Genomic DNA, 18,549 nt, shown 5'->3' with positions numbered 1-18,549 from the left:
ATCATCTCCCTCCGAAGTGGATCTGAATCCCCTTCCGCCCCCACGCCGAGGAAATTTCTTTCTCAAGTTTCTCAAAACTACCGCCAGCCAACAGCGGCTTCAGCGCCTCCTCACCATTCTTCCCGGCCTTCAACTCTTTCAAGAACGCCGTAATCCTTCGCGCTCCTCCACCACCCTCCATGTGGAAGAAATAATGAGTAACCAGAAGCCCCAACCCATAGTTACGATTGCCGTTGTATCCCGCGAAATCCCCGTAACTCATCAGCATGAAAGTCCGCAACGGCGGCGCGCTGATCTCCGTCCCCAGCGCCCGGCCCAGCTTCCCGTCCTCGCCATACGCGCACACATACTCCTTCACTGCATTTCCATGCGTATCCACCCGGAAATATCCCGTATGGTATGGAGTTGCCGCCACATATTCCGCCAGCCCCTCGCTGAACCAGCCCAGTGCGCCATGCGCGAAATACGCCGAAGGCGTCAGCTGATGCACCAACTCGTGCACTAGAATCCGATCATTCTTAGTCAGATCCCGGCTGAATCCTGTCCCTCCTTTTTCCAGCCCCAGGCTACTCATTGGCACCAGCACCAAGCGATTTTTCGGAATATAGCACCCCGCACTCCCCCTCATCCCGCCGGAGCGGTAATATCCCAGCTCCTCTCCGAAAAGTAACACCCGGGAGCGACTAGTCGCAGTCTCCCCTTTCAGCATCGAAATCGGCAGCACAGATAAGTATGCCCTCGTGCTCTCGAATACCGTCGCGAAATTCGCCAGCGCATCGTGCGTGATCCGTGCGTCTGCGTAAAACCGGTAACCCGGACTCTCGTAGATATACACCCCCTTCTCCCTGTTTTCCGAAATTGTCTTACAGGCCGGATTTCCGTTCATCCGTGCCTCCCGCGGCCAAGGCCTGCCGAAATTCGAATGCACTGACTCCAAAGGCTTCCCCGCCAACTTCTTCACCTCCTGCTGGTCACCCGGACTCAGATCCCGCACCGCCACAGTGAATTTCCTCCCTCCCGCATCCTTGAAAAGCACGTTCGCCCCCGAGACCTGCACGAAATCCGCCTCGAACGACCTCCCCAAAGTCGTATTCCATTCCCGCCCCTGCACCGCCATCAACAACACCGCCCAGACCATCAGGCATATTTTTCTGCAGGAAATAATCATCATCGTGAGTTAATTCTAAAATTACCTTCCCCCGAACGTCAGTCGAACACCCTTCTGTGCCCAGGCAGCTGAAATATCCGCCTCAAGCTGCGCGAATCCCTCCCCATTGTGCAAAGGCATCAGCGCCTCTTCCCCATATTTCCCCGCCTTCAGCCCCCTCAGGAACTCCGTGATCCTGTGTGCACCGCCACCCCCCTCCATATGGAAAAAATAATACGTTAGCAGCAGAGCTACCCCATAATTCCTGTTCGCCTCAATACCGGTGAAACGATCATAGCTCATCAGCATGAAATCTTTCAGCGGCGGCACTGAAATATCCGTCCCCAGCACCCGACCGCGCCTCCCGTCGTCCCCGTAGGCCGTTGCATACTCCTTTGCGGAATTCCCATGTGGATCCACCCAGAAATAGCCCGGCTTATACGGCGTGGTCCCCACATACTCCGCCAACCCTTCTGAAAACCACCCCATCGAGCCATGCGCATAGTAAGCCGCCGGCGTCAGCTGATGCGCCAGCTCGTGAATCAGCACCTTGTGATCCTTCCTTTCATCCCGCTCGAATCCCTTGTCCGTTTTCCTGAGCTCAAGACTACTCACCGGCACCAGCACATAACGTTTTCCCGGTATATAACACCCACCACTATTCGGCGGTCCGCCGGACTTCATATAAGCCGTGTCCGCCCCGAAAATCAGCACCTTCGATCTCTCCGTCTCGGCATCCGCCTTCAGCAGACCCAGCGGCAGCGATTTCATGAACGCCTTCGTCGTTTCGAACAAAGTCGCGAAATGCATCGAAGCATCATAGGCAATCGGAGAATCCGCATAGAAATAATATCCCGGACTCTCATAAATATAGACGCCCTTCTCATGGTTTTCCGAGATTACCCTATGCCTCGGATTCCGTTCCGGACGCGCTGCCTTCGGCCAAGCCCCGCCTAGATTATCATATGTCCGCTCCAGTGAAATCTCTTCCGCATACGGCTTTCCATCCGCCGTCCGCACCGTCGGATTTTTCAGCGAAACCGCCTCGAAATTCCGTGCCTTGACCGCATCCAGCAAATCCGCACCCACACCTGCCGCGTAGTCCGCAATCGCCTTCTTCTCGGGAGCTTCCAGCCCGAACGCGAAATACCCCGCGAATGCCAGCAGGAAGAGCGCGAAAAGTGACATAATCACCTTCAAAAAAGCGCTCAGAGTGGAAATGACTGACATCGCCTGAAAATTAACCTTTCCAAGCTATCGGGCCAAGTTCCAAAACCCCGATCTCTCCCTACTCATTCTTTTCCTTCATCTCCCGCTGCCTCATCGGCATCCCATCGATCGCTGCGAAAACCTCTTCAAAGCTAAACTCTGCCAAACTCCACTGCCGCGCTGTTTTACCATCCTTGCCGATCAGCCACACCTTCGCTTCATCCGCGGAAACCGGATACTTGGCCACAAATTCCTCCCACAACCCCTTACCGATCGGAAATTTCTCCATGCCCTCCCCACCCAGGATGAACACCTTCAGATCCCTCTCCTCCAGCTTCGCCTTCTCCTTCTCGGCGGCTTTCACAAACCCCGCATCGGCTTCGGAAACCACCAGCAACCGATTCTTCCACTGGAAGTCAGCAATCTTATTGCCGGAAAACCCGGGAACCACCGTCAAAAGAAAAAAAAGGATACCTAATTTCATCCCACAGGATTCACCAGATCTCATAATCTGTAAAATCGGATTTATAGCCCATATAACATCGGCCTTATACCCTACTTTGGCTCACGGAGTGCTAAACTCTGCAACGCGGATGAGTTTTTGACAAACCACCCGCCATTTATAAGCCTATTGCCAGAAACTCTACCCATAGATTCCCTAAAATTTACCTAATCATGAGCCTGTATCTGGAATATCTACAAGAAATCGAGGAACGCAAAACCGAAGGTCTGCACCCGAAACCGATCGACAGCGGCGAACTCACATCTGAGATCATCGCGCAAATCAAAGATCCCGCCAACGAACACCGCGAAGGCTCCCTCAATTTCCTGATCTACAACACCCTCCCCGGCACCACTCCCGCCGCTGGAGAAAAGGCTCGTTTCCTCGAGGAAATCATCCTCGGCAACGAAACTGTTGCTGAAATCACACCCACCTTCGCCTTCGAGCTCCTCTCCCACATGAAGGGCGGAGCTTCCATGAAATCCCTTCTCAACCTCGCCCTTGGCGAAAATGAAGAAGTCGCCAAGCAATCCGGAGAAGTCCTCAAAACCCAGTTCTTCCTCTACGATGCCGACATGGAGCGCCTCGAAAGCGCATTCAAATCCGGCAACGCCATCGCCAAAGACATTCTCGAAAGCTACGCAGCCGCCGAGTTCTTCACCAAGCTCCCGGAAGTTCCCGCGGAAGTCAAAGTCGTCACCTTCATCGCTGGCGAAGGCGATATCTCCACCGACCTCCTTTCCCCTGGTAACCAGGCACACTCCCGCTCCGACCGCGAACTGCACGGTAAGTGCCTCATCTCCCCGGAAGCACAGGAAGCCATTCAGGCCCTCCAGAAAATCCACCCGGATAAGAGCGTTATGCTCATCGCCGAAAAAGGCACCATGGGCGTTGGTTCCTCCCGAATGTCCGGCGTCAACAACGTCGCCCTCTGGACAGGCAAGCAAGCCTCCAAATATGTCCCCTTCGTCAACTACGCTCCTATCGTCGCAGGCACCAACGGCATCTCGCCGATCTTCCTCACCACCGTTGACGTAACCGGCGGCATCGGCCTCGATCTCCAGAACTGGGTTAGAAAAACCGACGCCGAAGGCAAAACCGTCAAAGACGAAAACGGTGACACAATCCTCGAGCAGGCCTACTCCGTGGAGACAGGAACCGTGCTCACCATCAACATCAAAGACAAAAAGCTCTGCGATGCCGAAGGCAAGGAACTCATCGACATCTCCAAAGCGCTCACGCCTCAGAAAATGGAATTCATGAAAGCCGGTGGCTCCTACGCCGTCGTTTTCGGGAAAAAACTCCAGACCTTCGCCGCCAAGACACTCGGCATCGAGACACCACTCGTCTTCTCCCCTTCCAAGGAAGTCACCAAAGAAGGCCAGGGCCTCACCGCCGTTGAGAAAATCTTCAACCGCAACGCTGTCGGCACCACACCCGGCGCCGTCCTCCACGCCGGCTCCGATGTCCGCGTAGAAGTAAACATCGTCGGCTCACAGGACACCACCGGCCTCATGACCATGCAGGAGCTGGAAGCCATGGCCGCCACCGTCATCTCCCCCATCGTCGATGCCGGCTACCAGTCAGGCTGCCACACCGCCTCCGTTTGGGATAAAAAAGCCCAGGCAAACATCCCCAAGCTCATGGCCTTCATGAACAGCTTCGGCATGATCACCGCCCGCGATCCCGGCCACGGCTACCACGCCATGACAGACGTCATCCACAAGGTCCTCAATGACCTCACCGTGGACGACTGGGACATCACCATCGGCGGCGACTCCCACACCCGCATGTCTAAAGGCGTAGCCTTCGGCGCAGACTCCGGCACCGTCGCCCTCGCACTCGCCACCGGAGAAGCTTCCATGCCTATCCCCGAGTCCGTGAAAGTCACTTTCAAAGGCCAGATGGCAGAGCACATGGACTTCCGCGACGTCGTCCACGCCACCCAACTCCAGATGCTCCAGAAATTCGGCGGCGACAACGTCTTCCAAGGCCGCATTATCGAGGTCCACATCGGCACCCTGCAGGCAGACAAAGCCTTCACCTTCACCGACTGGACTGCCGAGATGAAAGCCAAAGCCTCCATCTGCATCTCCGAGCCAGAAACCCTCATCGAGTCCCTGGAAATCGCCAAAAGCCGCATCCAGGTCATGATCGACAAAGGCATGGACAACGAGCCAAAGGTTCTCCAAGGCCTCATCGACAAAGCCAACAAGCGCATCGCCGAAGTCCGCTCCGGGGAAAAACCACCACTCGCCCCGGACAGCACAGCGAAATACTACGCCGAGCTAGTCGTCGATCTCGACGAGATTGTCGAGCCAATGATCGCCGACCCGGATGTGAACAACGAGGACGTCTCCAAGCGCTACACCCACGACGCCATCCGCACCCTCTCCTACTACGGAGGCAGTAAGAAAGTCGATCTCGGCTTCGTCGGCTCCTGCATGGTTCACATCGGCGATTTCAAAATCCTCTCCAAGATGCTCAAAAACGTCGAAGAGAAAGAAGGCGAAGTGAAATTTCACGCCCCCCTCGTAGTAGCAGCACCAACCTACAACATCATCGACGAGCTCAAAGCCGATGGCGACTGGGATATCCTGCAGAAATACTCGGGCTTCGAATTCAACGACGACGCCCCGAAACCCAACGCCCGCACCGAGTATGAGAACATGATGTATCTCGAGCGCCCCGGCTGTAACCTCTGCATGGGCAACCAGGAGAAAGCAGCCAAAGGCGACACCGTCATGGCCACCTCTACCCGCCTCTTCCAAGGCCGCGTAGTAGAAGACTCAGACCGCAAAAAAGGCGAGTCCCTACTCTCCTCCACCCCGGTCGTAGTCCTCTCCTCCATCTTGGGAAGAACCCCGGATCTCGCGGAATACAAAACCGCCGTCCAAGGCATCGACCTAACCAAATTCGCACCACCAATCAAAGAAATGGTCGCGAACTAATCTAAGGTAGGGATCCCCAGGTAGGGATGTCTCGGCGAGACATCCGCCAACCAACCTTCGGACGCCTCGCCGAGGCGTCCATACCAAAAACAAACCCCCTCGTTTCCCCATGTCCGACCTCCCGCGACGTAAATGGCTCCGCCACGACGTCCCGGAAACTGTCGCCGACCCGAACCCGGTCTTCTTCCTGACCATCTGCTGCCAAAAACGCGGAACCAACCAACTCGCCAACGACAACATCTGGCCTTCCCTCTTGAAAACCGTCACCCGACGAAACGATTCCGGCACCTGGAACTGCACCCTCTTCCTAGCCATGCCAGACCACCTGCATGGCATCTTCCACTTCGACGGACAGAAAAGGATGAAGGAAACCATGGCCGATTGGAAAAGATACACTGCTCGCCAACTCAATATCGATTGGCAACCGGGCTTCTTCGACCACCGCCTACGCAACCAGGATAACGCAATAGCAAAATGACGTTACATCCTGAATAACCCAGTCCGCGCCGACCTCATCGAACATCCCTCCGACTGGCCATACTACCACGACATCCTACCCCACCTGAACCCATAGGGTAAGGATGCCTCGGCGAGGCATCCTTGAATCAACCCGCTAACCGGCGGTAGGGATGTCTCGTCGAGAAATTCACCGTCCATTCCCACGACCATCCCTAGGACGCCTCAGCGAGGCGTCCCTACCTCAAAAAACCTTCCGTGCACCTCCCCCCGTCAAGGCCACTTTTACCCGCCGATCAACGGTAGGGATGCCTCGCCGAGGCATCCTTCACCTATCATTAGTTCCCAGAGAAATAAGAGAGAACTAGAAGAGGCCGCAGGGCGAATTGAAATCAGTAGATTGTCTTTCAATGGAGCCTCCGATCAGTGAGTCTATAAACACTCAACGGGTTCTTTGCAGATCAGGTTCTCTAAGCTGCCCCCTAGCGCCTCTTTCCAAACTCCGCCATCATCAACTCCACCGCCTCATTGCATTTCTCCGACCCCTCATCGCCACCAAAATTACACAGAGCAACCACCCCGAACTGATTCTTCGGTGACAGCACGATGATCGAATGAAACATGGTGTTCGAACCCTCGTGAGCTAAAACACCGTTCCTCATCACGAACCAACCCTTGGCATAGTCTTCTCCCTTTGGAGCAGCATGTAGTAAGTCCAGAGTCTCCTTCGTCACAAGCTGCTTTCCAGAACCCAAATGCATCAAAGCATATTTGGCATAATCACCTACGGAGCAATGTACCGCACCAGCCGGTGCGATCGCCGCAGGATTATCTCCTCTAGGCTCTGGGTCGATAGGAACCACTTTCTCACCCTCCATCATATGCCCATAGGGTTGATCCACCTTACGATTCTTTGACGGAGCTCGAAATCCAGCCGATTCCATCCCCAGCGGCTCGAACAATTTCTCCACCATCAGCTCTTCATACGATTGATCTAGTAATTCTTCTAGCATCGCGCCCGCTATTGAGAACCCCGCATTCGAATACACATTTCTGCTTCCCGGCTCGTAGGCAGGAGGCCCTTCCAAAACGCCCTTCACCAACTGCATTCGTTGCCGCCTCTCGCTTCCCCGTCCCTCCCAAAGTTCAGCCCATAAGATCGGTTCGATATCGCCCGGAGGACCTCCCGTATTCGTGACTAGTTGCTCGAAAGTCACTTCACGATACCCCTCATGAATTTTCACGCCTTCGAAAACCTCCTTCACCGTCGTGTCCCACCTCAGCTTCCCTTCCTCGATCAACACCGCTCCCAGCGTCGCCGTCATCGATTTCGTACAAGAACCCAAGTGATACTTATCCTCAACGGTCACCTCATCTTTCTTACCCACCTTCCGGATTCCCCAAGCTCCTGCCGCAATCACCTCTCCATCCTGAAGCACAGCAACAGCCATCGACGGCACATCCGAATCTTTTAACAATCCAGCAACATCTTCGGAAAGATTCACCGGCTCTTCCGCCAGCAGACAGCTTTGTCCGCACCCCACCAATAATACAGCAAACCACTTTTTGAACTTCATAACTTGAGGATTGGGTAAGCAAGGGCTTCTTAGCAAGATATTGAGCCCATATTCACTATGGCATCATAATCTGATACCAATCCCATCCGAGAATGAGCCTCCAGTCCGACCACGAGAACGCCACTCATCTCCTCGAAGCCCTCAAAGGAATTCTCAAAGAACGTCGTCTCGGCTATCAAACCGTCGCGGACTCGCTCAACCTCTCCCTCCCCACCGTCAAACGAATGCTCAACAAAGCGAGCATCCCGCTTAATCGCCTTATGGCTATCTGCCGCCTCGCCGACACCCCGCTCGCCGAGGTCTTTGCCCAAGCCGAAAATAAAAGGGGTCAGGTGTTTCATTTTAACATTTCCTAACCGGATAGATCACATGGGCATAGGTGGGCATGGTGAAAATACCTTGTGAGATCTCATGCCTCCTCAGCCTGTTCATTGGCACGCCCATCAACCTGCAGGATTGTGCCTGAGCATCGGATCCCAGGGAAATAATCATCAAGGCTCTTGGTTCATTAGCCACCGCCAAGTATTTCGCCGAATTCGAAGTCAATCTCGACGAAATCGTCGAAGAGAATGAAGGCGAAGTGAAATCCCCCCTCGTAGTCGCAGCACCCACCTACAACATCATCGAGAGCTAAAAGCCGATGGGGACTGGGACATCCTGCAGAAATACTCGGTCTTCGAATTCAACAACGACGCCCAAAAACCGACGCCCGCACCAAGTATGAGAACATGATGTATATCGAGCGCCCGGTTGTAACCTCTGCACGGGCAACCAGGAGAAAGCCGCCAAAGGCGACACCGTCATGGCCACATCCACCCGCCTCTTCCAAGGCCGCGTAGGAGAAGACTCAGAACGCTAGAAAGGAGAGTCCTACTCACCTCAATCTTAGGCCGCAACCCATATCCTAGAAGGTACAGGTGAAGCGGGCGTCGATCGAGTGCAGGACATTGGACTCATCGCGCAGCTCGCCGCGATATCCGGCTCCGAAGCGTAGACTTTCGGTCAAATCATAGTGACCGCGCAACCCCATGAATAAAGCATCTTCACCTAGTCCGGGAGAAATTACAGTGAAAGCAGCTCCACCGGCTCCGAAGTTTGCTGAAACAGGGCGGGAAGTATCATTGAAATCATGCTCCCAACCTATTTCCCCTTCGAGTCCCCAGCGTTGCATCTTGGGTGCGTAGGTGAATAGGACGCCCATATCCATAAGTAGCGAGTCCTCACCTTGGCTTGCAACGGTGAGAGCACCGGGACCACCAGTTTCGGTGAATCCATCGACGTCCGCGCTTAGATATTGAAGGCCGATCTTGGGCGTGATCTGGAAGTCCGGTCTGTCGTAGACCGTGTATCCAGTCTCGATTCCAAGTTGGAAAGCATCCGCATCATGGCCTGGCACCCGAAGGCTACTACCCAATACGTTTCGCTGTCCGGAGATTTCATACTGAGCCAAAGAAGCACTGGCAATGGTGTAAAATGACCCTTGGTCATAACGACCGAAGGCACCGAAAACGACGCCGTCTGTATCAAGATTCAGGCCTGTAGCATCCACCGATCCCTCGTCTACAGCGAGGAAGAACCCCAGCTGGTAGGCAGCTGAGGGTGATATGCGCAACCCGGTATAGCCGCCGTAGCTTCTCAGGCGGTAATCTTCACCCACAACGTTAGAGTCCGCGCTGACATCAAGCTGGGAAAAGCCTGCGAAAACATCCCTTTCCATTCCCGATGATACGAGCATCAACGGAGCTTCCGGTTCAGCGGAGCTATAGCCAACAGGGACGCGGCGGACACCTGCATCGGAAGGTGCGTAAGTACGGGTCGCGTTTCGGACGTAGCTGCGGGTGGACTGCAGTGTGTAATCGAGCACTCCGGCATAACCTGCCGGGGAGAGTTCATTGAGCCCCGCGAGCAACTGCACTGAGGTGATCGGGCCGACCGTGGTGGAACCGCCATAGAGCAGATCGAGGGTTGTTCCCGCTCCACCGTCAGCGCTGTTGTAATTTCCCGCGGTGTCGATTGCGGCGTCAGTGAGGGCGGTGATCAGTTTGGTCTGGTTGGAGGTTCCGCCGTAGTTGTCTGGCCCTTGGTTATTGATCAGCCCGAGTCCTACGATGTTCCCGGTGCCTACGTCGAAGAAAAACTGGTTGGGGTCCGTTGAGCCGCTGGGACCGGTGTTGTTTCCATCAGTGATTTCCCCAAAGCCCCCGCTGATCACAGTGCCACCGGTGTTAATGATGTTGATGCGCTGGCCTATGCCCATGACGTTCCCACCGGAGATATCATACGGGTTCAGCACGCTGCCAGAGGTGAGCGTGACGGTGCCGCCATTTGCGCGGATGTTGTCCGCCGTGGAGGTGAGCGGGTCGAAGTCGATGACCAAGTTCCCGTTCTCCACATAGTTACCGCCGGTTATGATCTGACCGATCGCACTTGTGCCGTTTGCATCGCCAGCGGCCAGGATCACGTTATTGGTGAAAGTCGCACCCGTCGGGTTAATGGTGCCGTTACCCCGGAGGACGTTGTAGGTATCGTTGTCGCTGAGGAATATTTTGGCGTTAGGGGTAGCTGGGGTTCCCAGCAGATCGATCGTGTCAGCGTCAAGTAGGCCTTTGGTGGCATTTAAGGTGCCGCCGCTTGCAATATTGAGATCGTTGGCTGTTGTCTTGTTATTGTCGCCCAAGGTTACTGTGCCACCGTTTACGTTGAAGGTGGTCGAAGTAGTATTGCCGTTCAGCTTACTTTGGCCGCGGGAGTTAATCGTATTGGTGGAAACTACGACAGTATCGGTGAGCGTGGTGGTGCTATTGAAATTGATCTCATTGGCAGTAAGTGTGCCGACCCCGCCGATGGTGCTGCTACCGTTGTCGGTGAATGCCATTATAGTTTCATTACCACCTAGGTTGAGGAAGGAACCACCTGTGTTGTCGTTGTTCAGGCTCAGTATAATGCCGTCGCCCAGCTGATCGTCGTTGCTCAGGGTCAGGCTCGCTCCGCCATACACGTTGACTCCACTAGAGTTTACGATGCTTCCTGCATCTCCGATGACAAGGTTGCCATCATCTACCGTTGTGCCGCCCGTGTAGGTATTGGCTCCGGTCAACTCAAGGCTGCCTGCACCGAGCTTTGTAATGCCGCCGTTTCCGGTAACCGGGGCGCTTATGACGGTAGTACCAATCGCGGTGGTGATTCCAGTCGGATTGGCGAGGGAAAGCTTACCGGTTCCTGCTGCTTCAAGAGTGTATCCACCGGTGCGGAAATCGAGTGCGTTGGGATCGGCGCTGAATCCATTGGCAATTGTCACCGTCCCCGGAGTTCCGGAAAAAACAGCAGTCAGACCTCCCGCCCAGCCGGAGCTGGCGTTGCCTCCCGTATTAGTCCAGTTGCTCGTCGCAGCATCCCACGTGCTTGTGCCGCCGTTGATCAAGCCATTCGGGGAAGTGTTGGAACCGTTCCAGAACTGGGAAGTAGCGGCCGCAACCGAGAGATTTACCTCATTGATAGTAGAGGTATCCACCGTCAGATCGAATAAGCCGGGCATTACGCCAAAGAGGAGCCCGTTGTCAGTGAGACCACCTGTATAATCGAACAAGCGGTATTCACCGGTGCCGAAGGAACCTAGATCGGTGATATTCAAAATCCCATCCAACACCAGATTCCCGTTTACGACGACCAGATCGTTGACTCCGCTACCCACGATACCTGGACTATCGAGTTCGTAGTCGAGTTGGGAGGTCGCACTAAGAGTTAGGTTGCCGGTAGTCAGGGTTCCGGGGCTGTTTCCGGGAGAGAGGCGCCCACCATTTTCAATCGTCACATCCCCTGCGAAGTTACCAAAGCCGCCTAGGGTGGCACCATTCATCACTTGAACCGCACCGTTTCCGGTGGCGCTACCAGTCAGGTTGTTACCCAGAAGTTTTCCAGCGCTCACTGTGGTACTGCCGAGATAGGTATTGGCTCCGGTCAACTCAAGAATGCCTGCACCGAGCTTTGTGATACCGCCGTTTCCGGTAACCGGGGCGCTTATGATGGTGGTACCGATCGTGGTGGAGATTCCCGTCGGATTGGCGAGGGAAAGCTGACCGGTTCCGGCTGCTTCAAGTGTGTATCCACCAGTGCGGAAATCGAGGGCCTTGGGATCGGCGCTGAATCCATTGGCAATTGTGACGGTTCCCGGGGTTCCGGAAAAAACAGCAGTCAGACCTCCCGCCCAGGCGGAGCTGGCGTTGCCTCCCGTATTAGTCCAGTTGCTCGTCGCAGCATCCCATGTGCTTGTGCCGCCGTTGATCAAGCCATTCGGGGAAGTGTTGGAACCGTTCCAGAACTGGGAAGTAGCGGCCGCAACCGAGAGATTGACCTCATTGATAGTAGAGGTATCCACCGTCAGATCGAACAAGCCGGGCATTACGCCAAAGAGGAGCCCGTTGTCAGTGAGACCACCTGTATAATCGAACAAACGGTAGTCTCCGACGCCGAAGGATCCGAGATCGGCGATATTCAAAATCCCATCCAGCACCAGATTCCCGTTTACGAGGACCAAATCGTTGATTCCGCTACCCACGATACCTGGACTATCGAGTTCGTAGTCGAGTTGGGAGCCCGCATTGAGAGTTAGGTTGCCGGTAGTCAGGGTTCCGGGGCTGTTTCCGGGAGAGAGACGCCCACCGTTTTCAATCGTCACGTCCCCTGCAAAGTTACCAAAGCCGCCTAGGGTGGCACCATTCATCACCTGAACCGCACCGTTTCCGGTGGCGCTACCAGTCAGGTTGTTACCCAGGAGTTTTCCAGCGCTCACCGTGGTGCCACCGAGGTAGGTATTGGCTCCGGAAAGGGTAAGTGTGCCCGTGCCGGTTTTTATGAGCGAAACGGAGTTTGCTCCTCCACCATTGATTTCCCCGGAGAAATTTCCATTGGATACCACCAGGTTGCTGCCGGTGGAGCCATTGCCAGCCAATTCAACCACCCCGCTCCCGCTCCCGTCGTCATTGAGGCTGGAGATTGTTTCGGTGACTGGAACTGCCGAGTCGATACCAATCTGGAGACGACCGGTGCCGTTCAGTGTGACGGTCGAGCTGTTCGCTATCTGTTCACTGTTAACAATTGCGACAACGGCCTCGCTGTTGACCTCCACGTCGCCAGCAATCGCGTTTACACCAGCAGTTTTCTCCAATGAGAGGGAGACGTTGGAGCCGATTGTTGTGTCGCCGGAGTAAGTATTCGCGCCGGTTCCGTCAAAACGGAAAAACACGACGTTGGCACCGGGTGTAGACCCGTTGTCAGCCAAAGTCAGTCCGGTGCCGGAACCTCCTGAAATCACCCCACCGAAGTTGACCTGGCCAAATTCAAAGTTGGAAAAATCCAGAGTGTTCGTGATGGTCCGGGTGCTACTGCCAAGCGCCACGTCGCCGTCCAGTTCGAGTGAGCTGATTGAAGGCAGGGTGTTGCGTGGTGCCACGGAGAAATCTCCGTTAATCGCTATGTCGTTTGTAATGCGGAACGCTCCCGTTCCCCCTAGGTTTGTGCCATCCCCGATGGTCAGGTTACCGGTGCCAAATGCCGCATTATTACCAATCACAAATGTGCCTGCCGTAAGATTCGTACCTCCGGTGTAGCTATTGGCTCCGGTCAAGGTAGTGATTCCACTACCCGTTTTGGTGAATCCACCTGTTCCGGAAATGATCCCTGAAAAACTCGTGGATGCGTTGTCGCCACCTGCGGTCAAGGTATTGGCATTCATTGTCACAGCACCTGATCCGGCCAGTGAGCCGATACTTAAATCGGTGGTGAGATTCAGAGTGCCGGCACCGGATACCGTCACGGCACTGTTGTTTCCAAGTGCCGTTGAATTGGAAGCGGTGAGGGTTCCTGCGTTGATCGTGGTTGCACCCGAATAGGTATTTGAACCGGAGAGCGTCAGTGTCCCAGCGCCTGCTTTGGTCAAACCACCACCCGCACCGGAAATTACTCCGGAGACGGTTGTAGAAGTGCCGTCACCGCCAGTCGTCAGGGTATTGTCCTCCAGATTGATATCTCCGGCGCCGGAGATCGAACCAATCGTCTCATCACTGCCGGTAAGTGTGAAGCTCCCCGACGTGTTGGTGATGGCCATCGTGTCAGCAACGGCATTGCCTCCCGCGCCATCCACACTGAGCGTTCCGCCGTTGATGGTGATACCTGAAGTCGTAAGAATGCTGCCCGTGGAAGTGATACTGAGTGTGCCACCTCCAACCTCGGTAACACCAGTGTAGGTATTGACGCCGGAAAGTGTACTGGTTCCGGCTCCTACGCTGCTCAGGTAGCCCGTTCCAGCAATGACCGCATTGATCGTGGCGTTTTGCATTTGTATCGTACCGCTGGTATTAAGCGTGCCATTCTCAATCGTGCCATTTTGCACAATTACTGAGGATTTATTGAGATTCAAACTGCCCAAATCAAGGATGGAACCTCCCTGCACCCTCAGATTTCCGCCAACACCTGCGGCATCGGCATTTCCGAGCACCAATGTTCCACCTGAAACTGTGGTTTCACCTGTATAGGTATTCGCACCTGACAAAGTCAGTGACCCGGCACCGGTCTTGGTGAATCCACCTGTTCCGGAAATAATCCCTGCAAAGCTTGTGGAGGTACCGTCGCCACCTGCGGTCAAGGTATTGGCATTCATTGTCACAGCACCTGATCCGGCCAGTGAGCCGATACTTAAATCGGTGGTGAGATTCAGAGTCCCGCCACCGGATACCGTCACGGCACTGTTGTTTCCGAGTGCCGTTGAATTGGAAGCGGTGAGGGTTCCGGTGTTGATCGTTGTTGCACCCGTATAAGTATTCGAACCGGAGAGCGTCAGTGTCCCAGCGCCTGCTTTGGTCAAACCGCCACCCGCACCGGAAATGACTCCGGAGACGGTTGTAGAAGTGCCGTCACCGCCAGTCGTCAGGGTATTATCCTCCAGATTGATATCTCCGGCGCCGGAGATCGAACCAATCGTTTCATCACTGCCGGTAAGTGTGAAGCTGCCCGATGTGTTGTTGGTGATGGCCATCGTGTCAGCAATGGCATTGCCTCCCGCGCCATCCACACTGAGCGTTCCGCCGTTGATGGTGATACCTGAAGTCGTAAGAATGCTGCCCGTGGAAGTGATACTGACTGTGCCATCATCAACCACGGTTGCACCAGTGTAGGTATTAACGGCGGAAAGTGTAGTAGTTCCGCCGAAGTTGCTCAGGTAGCCCGTTCCAGCAATAACGGCATCGATCGTGGCACCGATCGCGGCACCGCCCGTTTGTATCGCACCACTGGCGTTCAGCGTGCCATTCTCAACCGTGCCATTTTGCACAATTATTGAGAATTTATTGATGCTTAAACTACCCAAATCCAGAGTGGAGTTTCCTGTTACTCTCAGATTTCCTCCAACACCTGCGGCACCGGCATTTCCCAGCACAAGTGTGCCTCCTGAAACTATGGTTTCACCTGTATAGGTATTCGCACCTGACAAAGTCAGTGATCCGGAACCGGTCTTGGTGAATCCACCTATTCCGGAAATGATCCCTGAAAAACTCGTGGATGTGTTGTCGCCACCTGCGGTCAAGGTATTGGCATTCATTGTCACAGCACCTGATCCGGCCAGCGAGCCGATACTTAAATCGGTGGTGAGATTCAGAGTCCCGCCACCGGATACCGTCACGGCACTGTTGTTTCCAAGTGCCGTTGAATTGGAAGCGGTGAGGGTTCCTGCGTTGATCGTGGTTGCACCCGTATACGTATTCGAACCGGAGAGCGTCAGTGTCCCAGCGCCTGCTTTGGTCAAACCACCACCCGCACCGGAAATTACTCCGGAGACGGTTGTCGAAGTGCCGTCACCGCCAGTCGTCAGGGTATTGTCCTCCAGATTGATATCTCCGGCGCCGGAGATCGAACCAATCGTCTCATCACTGCCGGTAAGAGTGAAGCTTCCCGACGTGTTGGTGATGGCCATCGTGTCAGCAATGGCATTGCCTCCCGCGCCATCCACACTGAGCGTTCCGCCGTTGATGGTGATACCTGAAGTCGTAAGGATGCTGCCCGTAGAAGTGATACTGACTGTGCCATCATCAACCACTGTTGCACCAGTGTAGGTATTAACGGCGGAAAGTGTACTGGTTCCGGCTCCTAAGCTTCTCAGGTAGCCCGTTCCAGCAATAACCGCATCGATCGTGGCGTTTTGCATTTGTATCGCACCACCGGCGTTCAGCGTGCCATTCTCCACCGTGCCATTTTGCACAATTACCGAGAATTTGTTGATGTTCAAACTGCCCAAATCAAGGATGGCGTTCACCCTCAGATTTCCTCCAACACCTGCGGCGTCGGCATTTCCAAGCACAAGTGTGCCCCCTGAAACAATTGTTTCACCTGTATAAGTATTCGCACCTGACAAAGTCAGTGATCCGGAACCGGTCTTGGTGAGTCCACCTGTTCCAGAGATCACACCGCTCTGGGTGGCTGATCCGCCGGAGATACTTAAAGTGGTGGGATCATTCGGAGCGCTGGTATCGATCGCAGCAGCACTAGTGTCACCGTCATTGTAAGTGGTCGTCGTCTGGCCTAACAATGACCCGGGCGCACAGAGCACTAAAAATAGGATGAGATGGCAGCGGATGAGCAGGCCGGGGAATTCTTGGATTGAGAGAGGGCCGATTCGTCTTATTTTCATGAATTCTCCTGATTTTTTTGGTTCGCAGAGCATAAATGTCAATTCTCCGTATGGGTCGGGTGAATCTGATACGCTGAGGAGGAATTTGTCCAACAGCTTAGGATTTTTTTTACTTTTCCAGTAAAAAAAGCCAGATAGCACACTGGGGTTCGTTCCGGTAGGATCTCTTCAACGGAGACACAGGCCGAACCGGCGATTCTGGGGAGGTTCTGCTTGTGGAACACTTTTCTAAATTGATCCGGAAATGATCAAAAAAATGCCCGCTTGCGCCTGCAACAGGCGACAAACGGGCATTTCAAAAATCCTCGTAATCCGAGGAAGCCAGGAGAGATTAGCTTCCGATGGTGTGGATTTTGATGAAGTTCGAGCCGCGCGGCTTGGCTACTGGAACTCCACCGATGACAAAGATATTGTCACCTTTTTCGCAGAGGTTGTGTTCGCAAAGTGTGCTTTCAGCAAGATCAACTAGTTCATCGAAAGAATTTGGAGTCTTGTGCGCGAGCAGGGGTTTGATACCCCAGAAGAGATTGAGCGCGTGATAGACTTTCGGGTCGGTGGTGATTGCTGCTACCAATGCTTTTGGTCTCTCGGCGGCTACGATGTGGGCAGTGTGGCCAGTGGTGGTGAGTACTGCGATACAACGTGGTTCAATGACTTTTGCGATGCCGTTGACACCTGCACTTACGGCTGTTGAAACGGATTTCTCGTTGGCGGGATAGCTTTTGAAATCAATTCCGTTTTCAACGTCGAGGGCGATGCGTGCCATCATCTGCACGGCACGGACAGGAAATGCACCGGCTGCCGTTTCCGCAGACAACATGACTGCGTCGGTGCCATCGATGATCGCATTGGCTACGTCACTGGCTTCAGCACGGGTCGGACGGGGGTCTTTCACCATGCTCTCGAGCATTTGTGTAGCCGTGATGACCGGGATTCCGCGGCGATTGCAGGCTTCAATGATGCGTTTCTGGAGCATCGGAACTTTCTCGGGCTTCATTTCCACACCGAGATCTCCCCGGGCGACCATGATTCCGGCGACTTCGTCGAGGATTTCATCGAGTCGTTCGACAGCTTGTGGCTTCTCGATTTTGGCGACGACCGGTGTATTGGCACCATGTTTGGCGAGAAGATCCTTCAAGTTGCGGACGTCTTCCGCATTTCTGACGAAGCTCAGGGAAACCCAGTCGACTTTGTGCTCGATACCGAAGATCAGATCGCGGATGTCCTTTTCGGTGAGCGAAGGGAAACGCAAGTCGAGATCAGGGAAATTCACGCCTTTTCTGCTTTCAAGGATTCCGCCTTCCACAACCTCACAACGCAGGGCGTTGCCGTCAATTTCGAGGATTTTCAGTTCGAACAGTCCATCGGCGAGGAGAATCTGCATCTCCGCTTTTGCCTCTGAGGCAACGTGCGGATAATCGATTGGAATGGTGTTTGGTTCGCCCTGATAATCCTCTTGGGGAACGATGATTACAGTGGCACCCGGCTTAAGTTCAAGACTGCCTTCCGGCAGCGGTCCTACCCGCACTTTCGGGCCCTGCAGGTCCTGCAAAATGGTAATTGGAGTGTTCAGCTCCTCGGAAATCGCACGGACATTGGCGATTGCTTCAGCATGCTCCTCGTAGGAGGCGTGCGAAAAATTGAGCCGGGCTACATCCATGCCTGCGAGAATCAGATTACGAATCTGTTCTTTTGTTCTGCTGGCGGGGCCGAGGGTTGCGACGATTTTAGTTCTGCGTGGTAAGGTCTTCATCTTTAGTGATTTTCGTTGTGGACTTCGGATCAATGATCCGGCGTTTGAGGTGATTGATTTTTCGAGCTCGCTGCTCCTTCAATAGCAACTTCCCGGAGAAATAATAACGGTAATTTGAGATTTTAACTCTCCATCGGATAAAAATGGCCGTGCAGACCTTGAACTGCCTATCTCCGTTTCCCTGTCTCCCCCCTCGCGAAACCGTGGCACCCTGGAATAGTTTGCTACGCCGAGCGCGAGTTTCCTGCCAGGACCATCCCTTTCAAAAGATGCCGCA

Annotated in this window: 9 protein-coding genes and 1 pseudogene; 4 read left to right on the top strand and 6 right to left on the bottom strand. The window is 54.3% G+C overall.

Translation table 11 applies throughout. The features are described from left to right. Nucleotide 1: 1 nt before the first annotated feature. The 3 genes from AAGA79_RS01380 to AAGA79_RS01370 all read right to left on the bottom strand — a co-directional run bounded on the left by AAGA79_RS01380 (nucleotide 2) and on the right by AAGA79_RS01370 (nucleotide 2,840). Nucleotides 2-1,171 carry a hypothetical protein gene (locus tag AAGA79_RS01380; protein ID WP_411826992.1) on the bottom strand — a complete coding sequence of 390 codons (1,170 nt, stop codon included), beginning with the start codon at nucleotides 1,169-1,171 and terminating at the stop codon, nucleotides 2-4. Between the two features lie 18 nt (nucleotides 1,172-1,189). Continuing rightward, on the bottom strand, nucleotides 1,190-2,335 hold the full coding sequence (locus AAGA79_RS01375; protein WP_411826991.1) for a hypothetical protein: 1,146 nt from the start codon (nucleotides 2,333-2,335) through the stop codon (nucleotides 1,190-1,192). 100 nt (nucleotides 2,336-2,435) lie between these two features. Beyond that, nucleotides 2,436-2,840: a DUF4174 domain-containing protein gene (locus AAGA79_RS01370; RefSeq protein ID WP_411826990.1), complete on the bottom strand. Its 405-nt coding sequence runs from the start codon at nucleotides 2,838-2,840 to the stop codon at nucleotides 2,436-2,438. 191 nt (nucleotides 2,841-3,031) lie between these two features. Here AAGA79_RS01370 and AAGA79_RS01365 point away from each other — a divergent pair, with 191 nt between their 5' ends. After that, nucleotides 3,032-5,809, top strand: coding sequence for a bifunctional aconitate hydratase 2/2-methylisocitrate dehydratase (locus AAGA79_RS01365; RefSeq protein WP_411826989.1), 2,778 nt, complete (start codon nucleotides 3,032-3,034; stop codon nucleotides 5,807-5,809). A gap of 109 nt (nucleotides 5,810-5,918) precedes the next feature. Next, entirely contained in the window at nucleotides 5,919-6,287 is a 369-nt protein-coding gene (locus AAGA79_RS01360; RefSeq protein ID WP_411826988.1) for a hypothetical protein, read from the top strand. Nucleotides 6,288-6,747: 460 nt separating this feature from the next. Here the strand turns inward: AAGA79_RS01360 and AAGA79_RS01355 are convergent, their stop codons facing one another. Further along, the gene (locus AAGA79_RS01355) at nucleotides 6,748-7,842 is read right to left on the bottom strand and encodes a serine hydrolase domain-containing protein (protein WP_411826987.1); all 1,095 of its coding nucleotides are present in this window, start codon (nucleotides 7,840-7,842) and stop codon (nucleotides 6,748-6,750) included. Between the two features lie 92 nt (nucleotides 7,843-7,934). On the opposite strand from AAGA79_RS01355, the gene AAGA79_RS01350 reads away from it, so the two are divergent. Both AAGA79_RS01350 and AAGA79_RS01345 read left to right on the top strand, forming a co-directional pair. Continuing rightward, complete coding sequence (locus AAGA79_RS01350) at nucleotides 7,935-8,198, top strand: helix-turn-helix domain-containing protein (RefSeq protein ID WP_411826986.1); 264 nt, start codon at nucleotides 7,935-7,937, stop codon at nucleotides 8,196-8,198. A 227-nt stretch (nucleotides 8,199-8,425) separates the two neighbouring features. Beyond that, a pseudogene (locus AAGA79_RS01345) lies at nucleotides 8,426-8,695 on the top strand (aconitase family protein); the annotation flags it as partial. 51 nt (nucleotides 8,696-8,746) lie between these two features. Here AAGA79_RS01345 and AAGA79_RS01340 read toward each other — a convergent pair. Both AAGA79_RS01340 and pyk read right to left on the bottom strand, forming a co-directional pair. Next, entirely contained in the window at nucleotides 8,747-16,519 is a 7,773-nt protein-coding gene (locus AAGA79_RS01340; protein WP_411826985.1) for an autotransporter-associated beta strand repeat-containing protein, read from the bottom strand. A gap of 331 nt (nucleotides 16,520-16,850) precedes the next feature. Next, nucleotides 16,851-18,272, bottom strand: a complete 1,422-nt coding sequence (gene pyk / locus AAGA79_RS01335; RefSeq protein WP_411826984.1) for a pyruvate kinase — start codon at nucleotides 18,270-18,272, stop codon at nucleotides 16,851-16,853. Nucleotides 18,273-18,549 lie beyond the last annotated feature (277 nt).

It is taken from the genome of Luteolibacter sp. AS25, assembly GCF_046736275.1.
In the GTDB taxonomy this organism is placed as follows: Bacteria; Verrucomicrobiota; Verrucomicrobiia; order Verrucomicrobiales; family Akkermansiaceae; genus Luteolibacter.
This window is presented reverse-complemented; position numbering and strand designations above follow the sequence as displayed.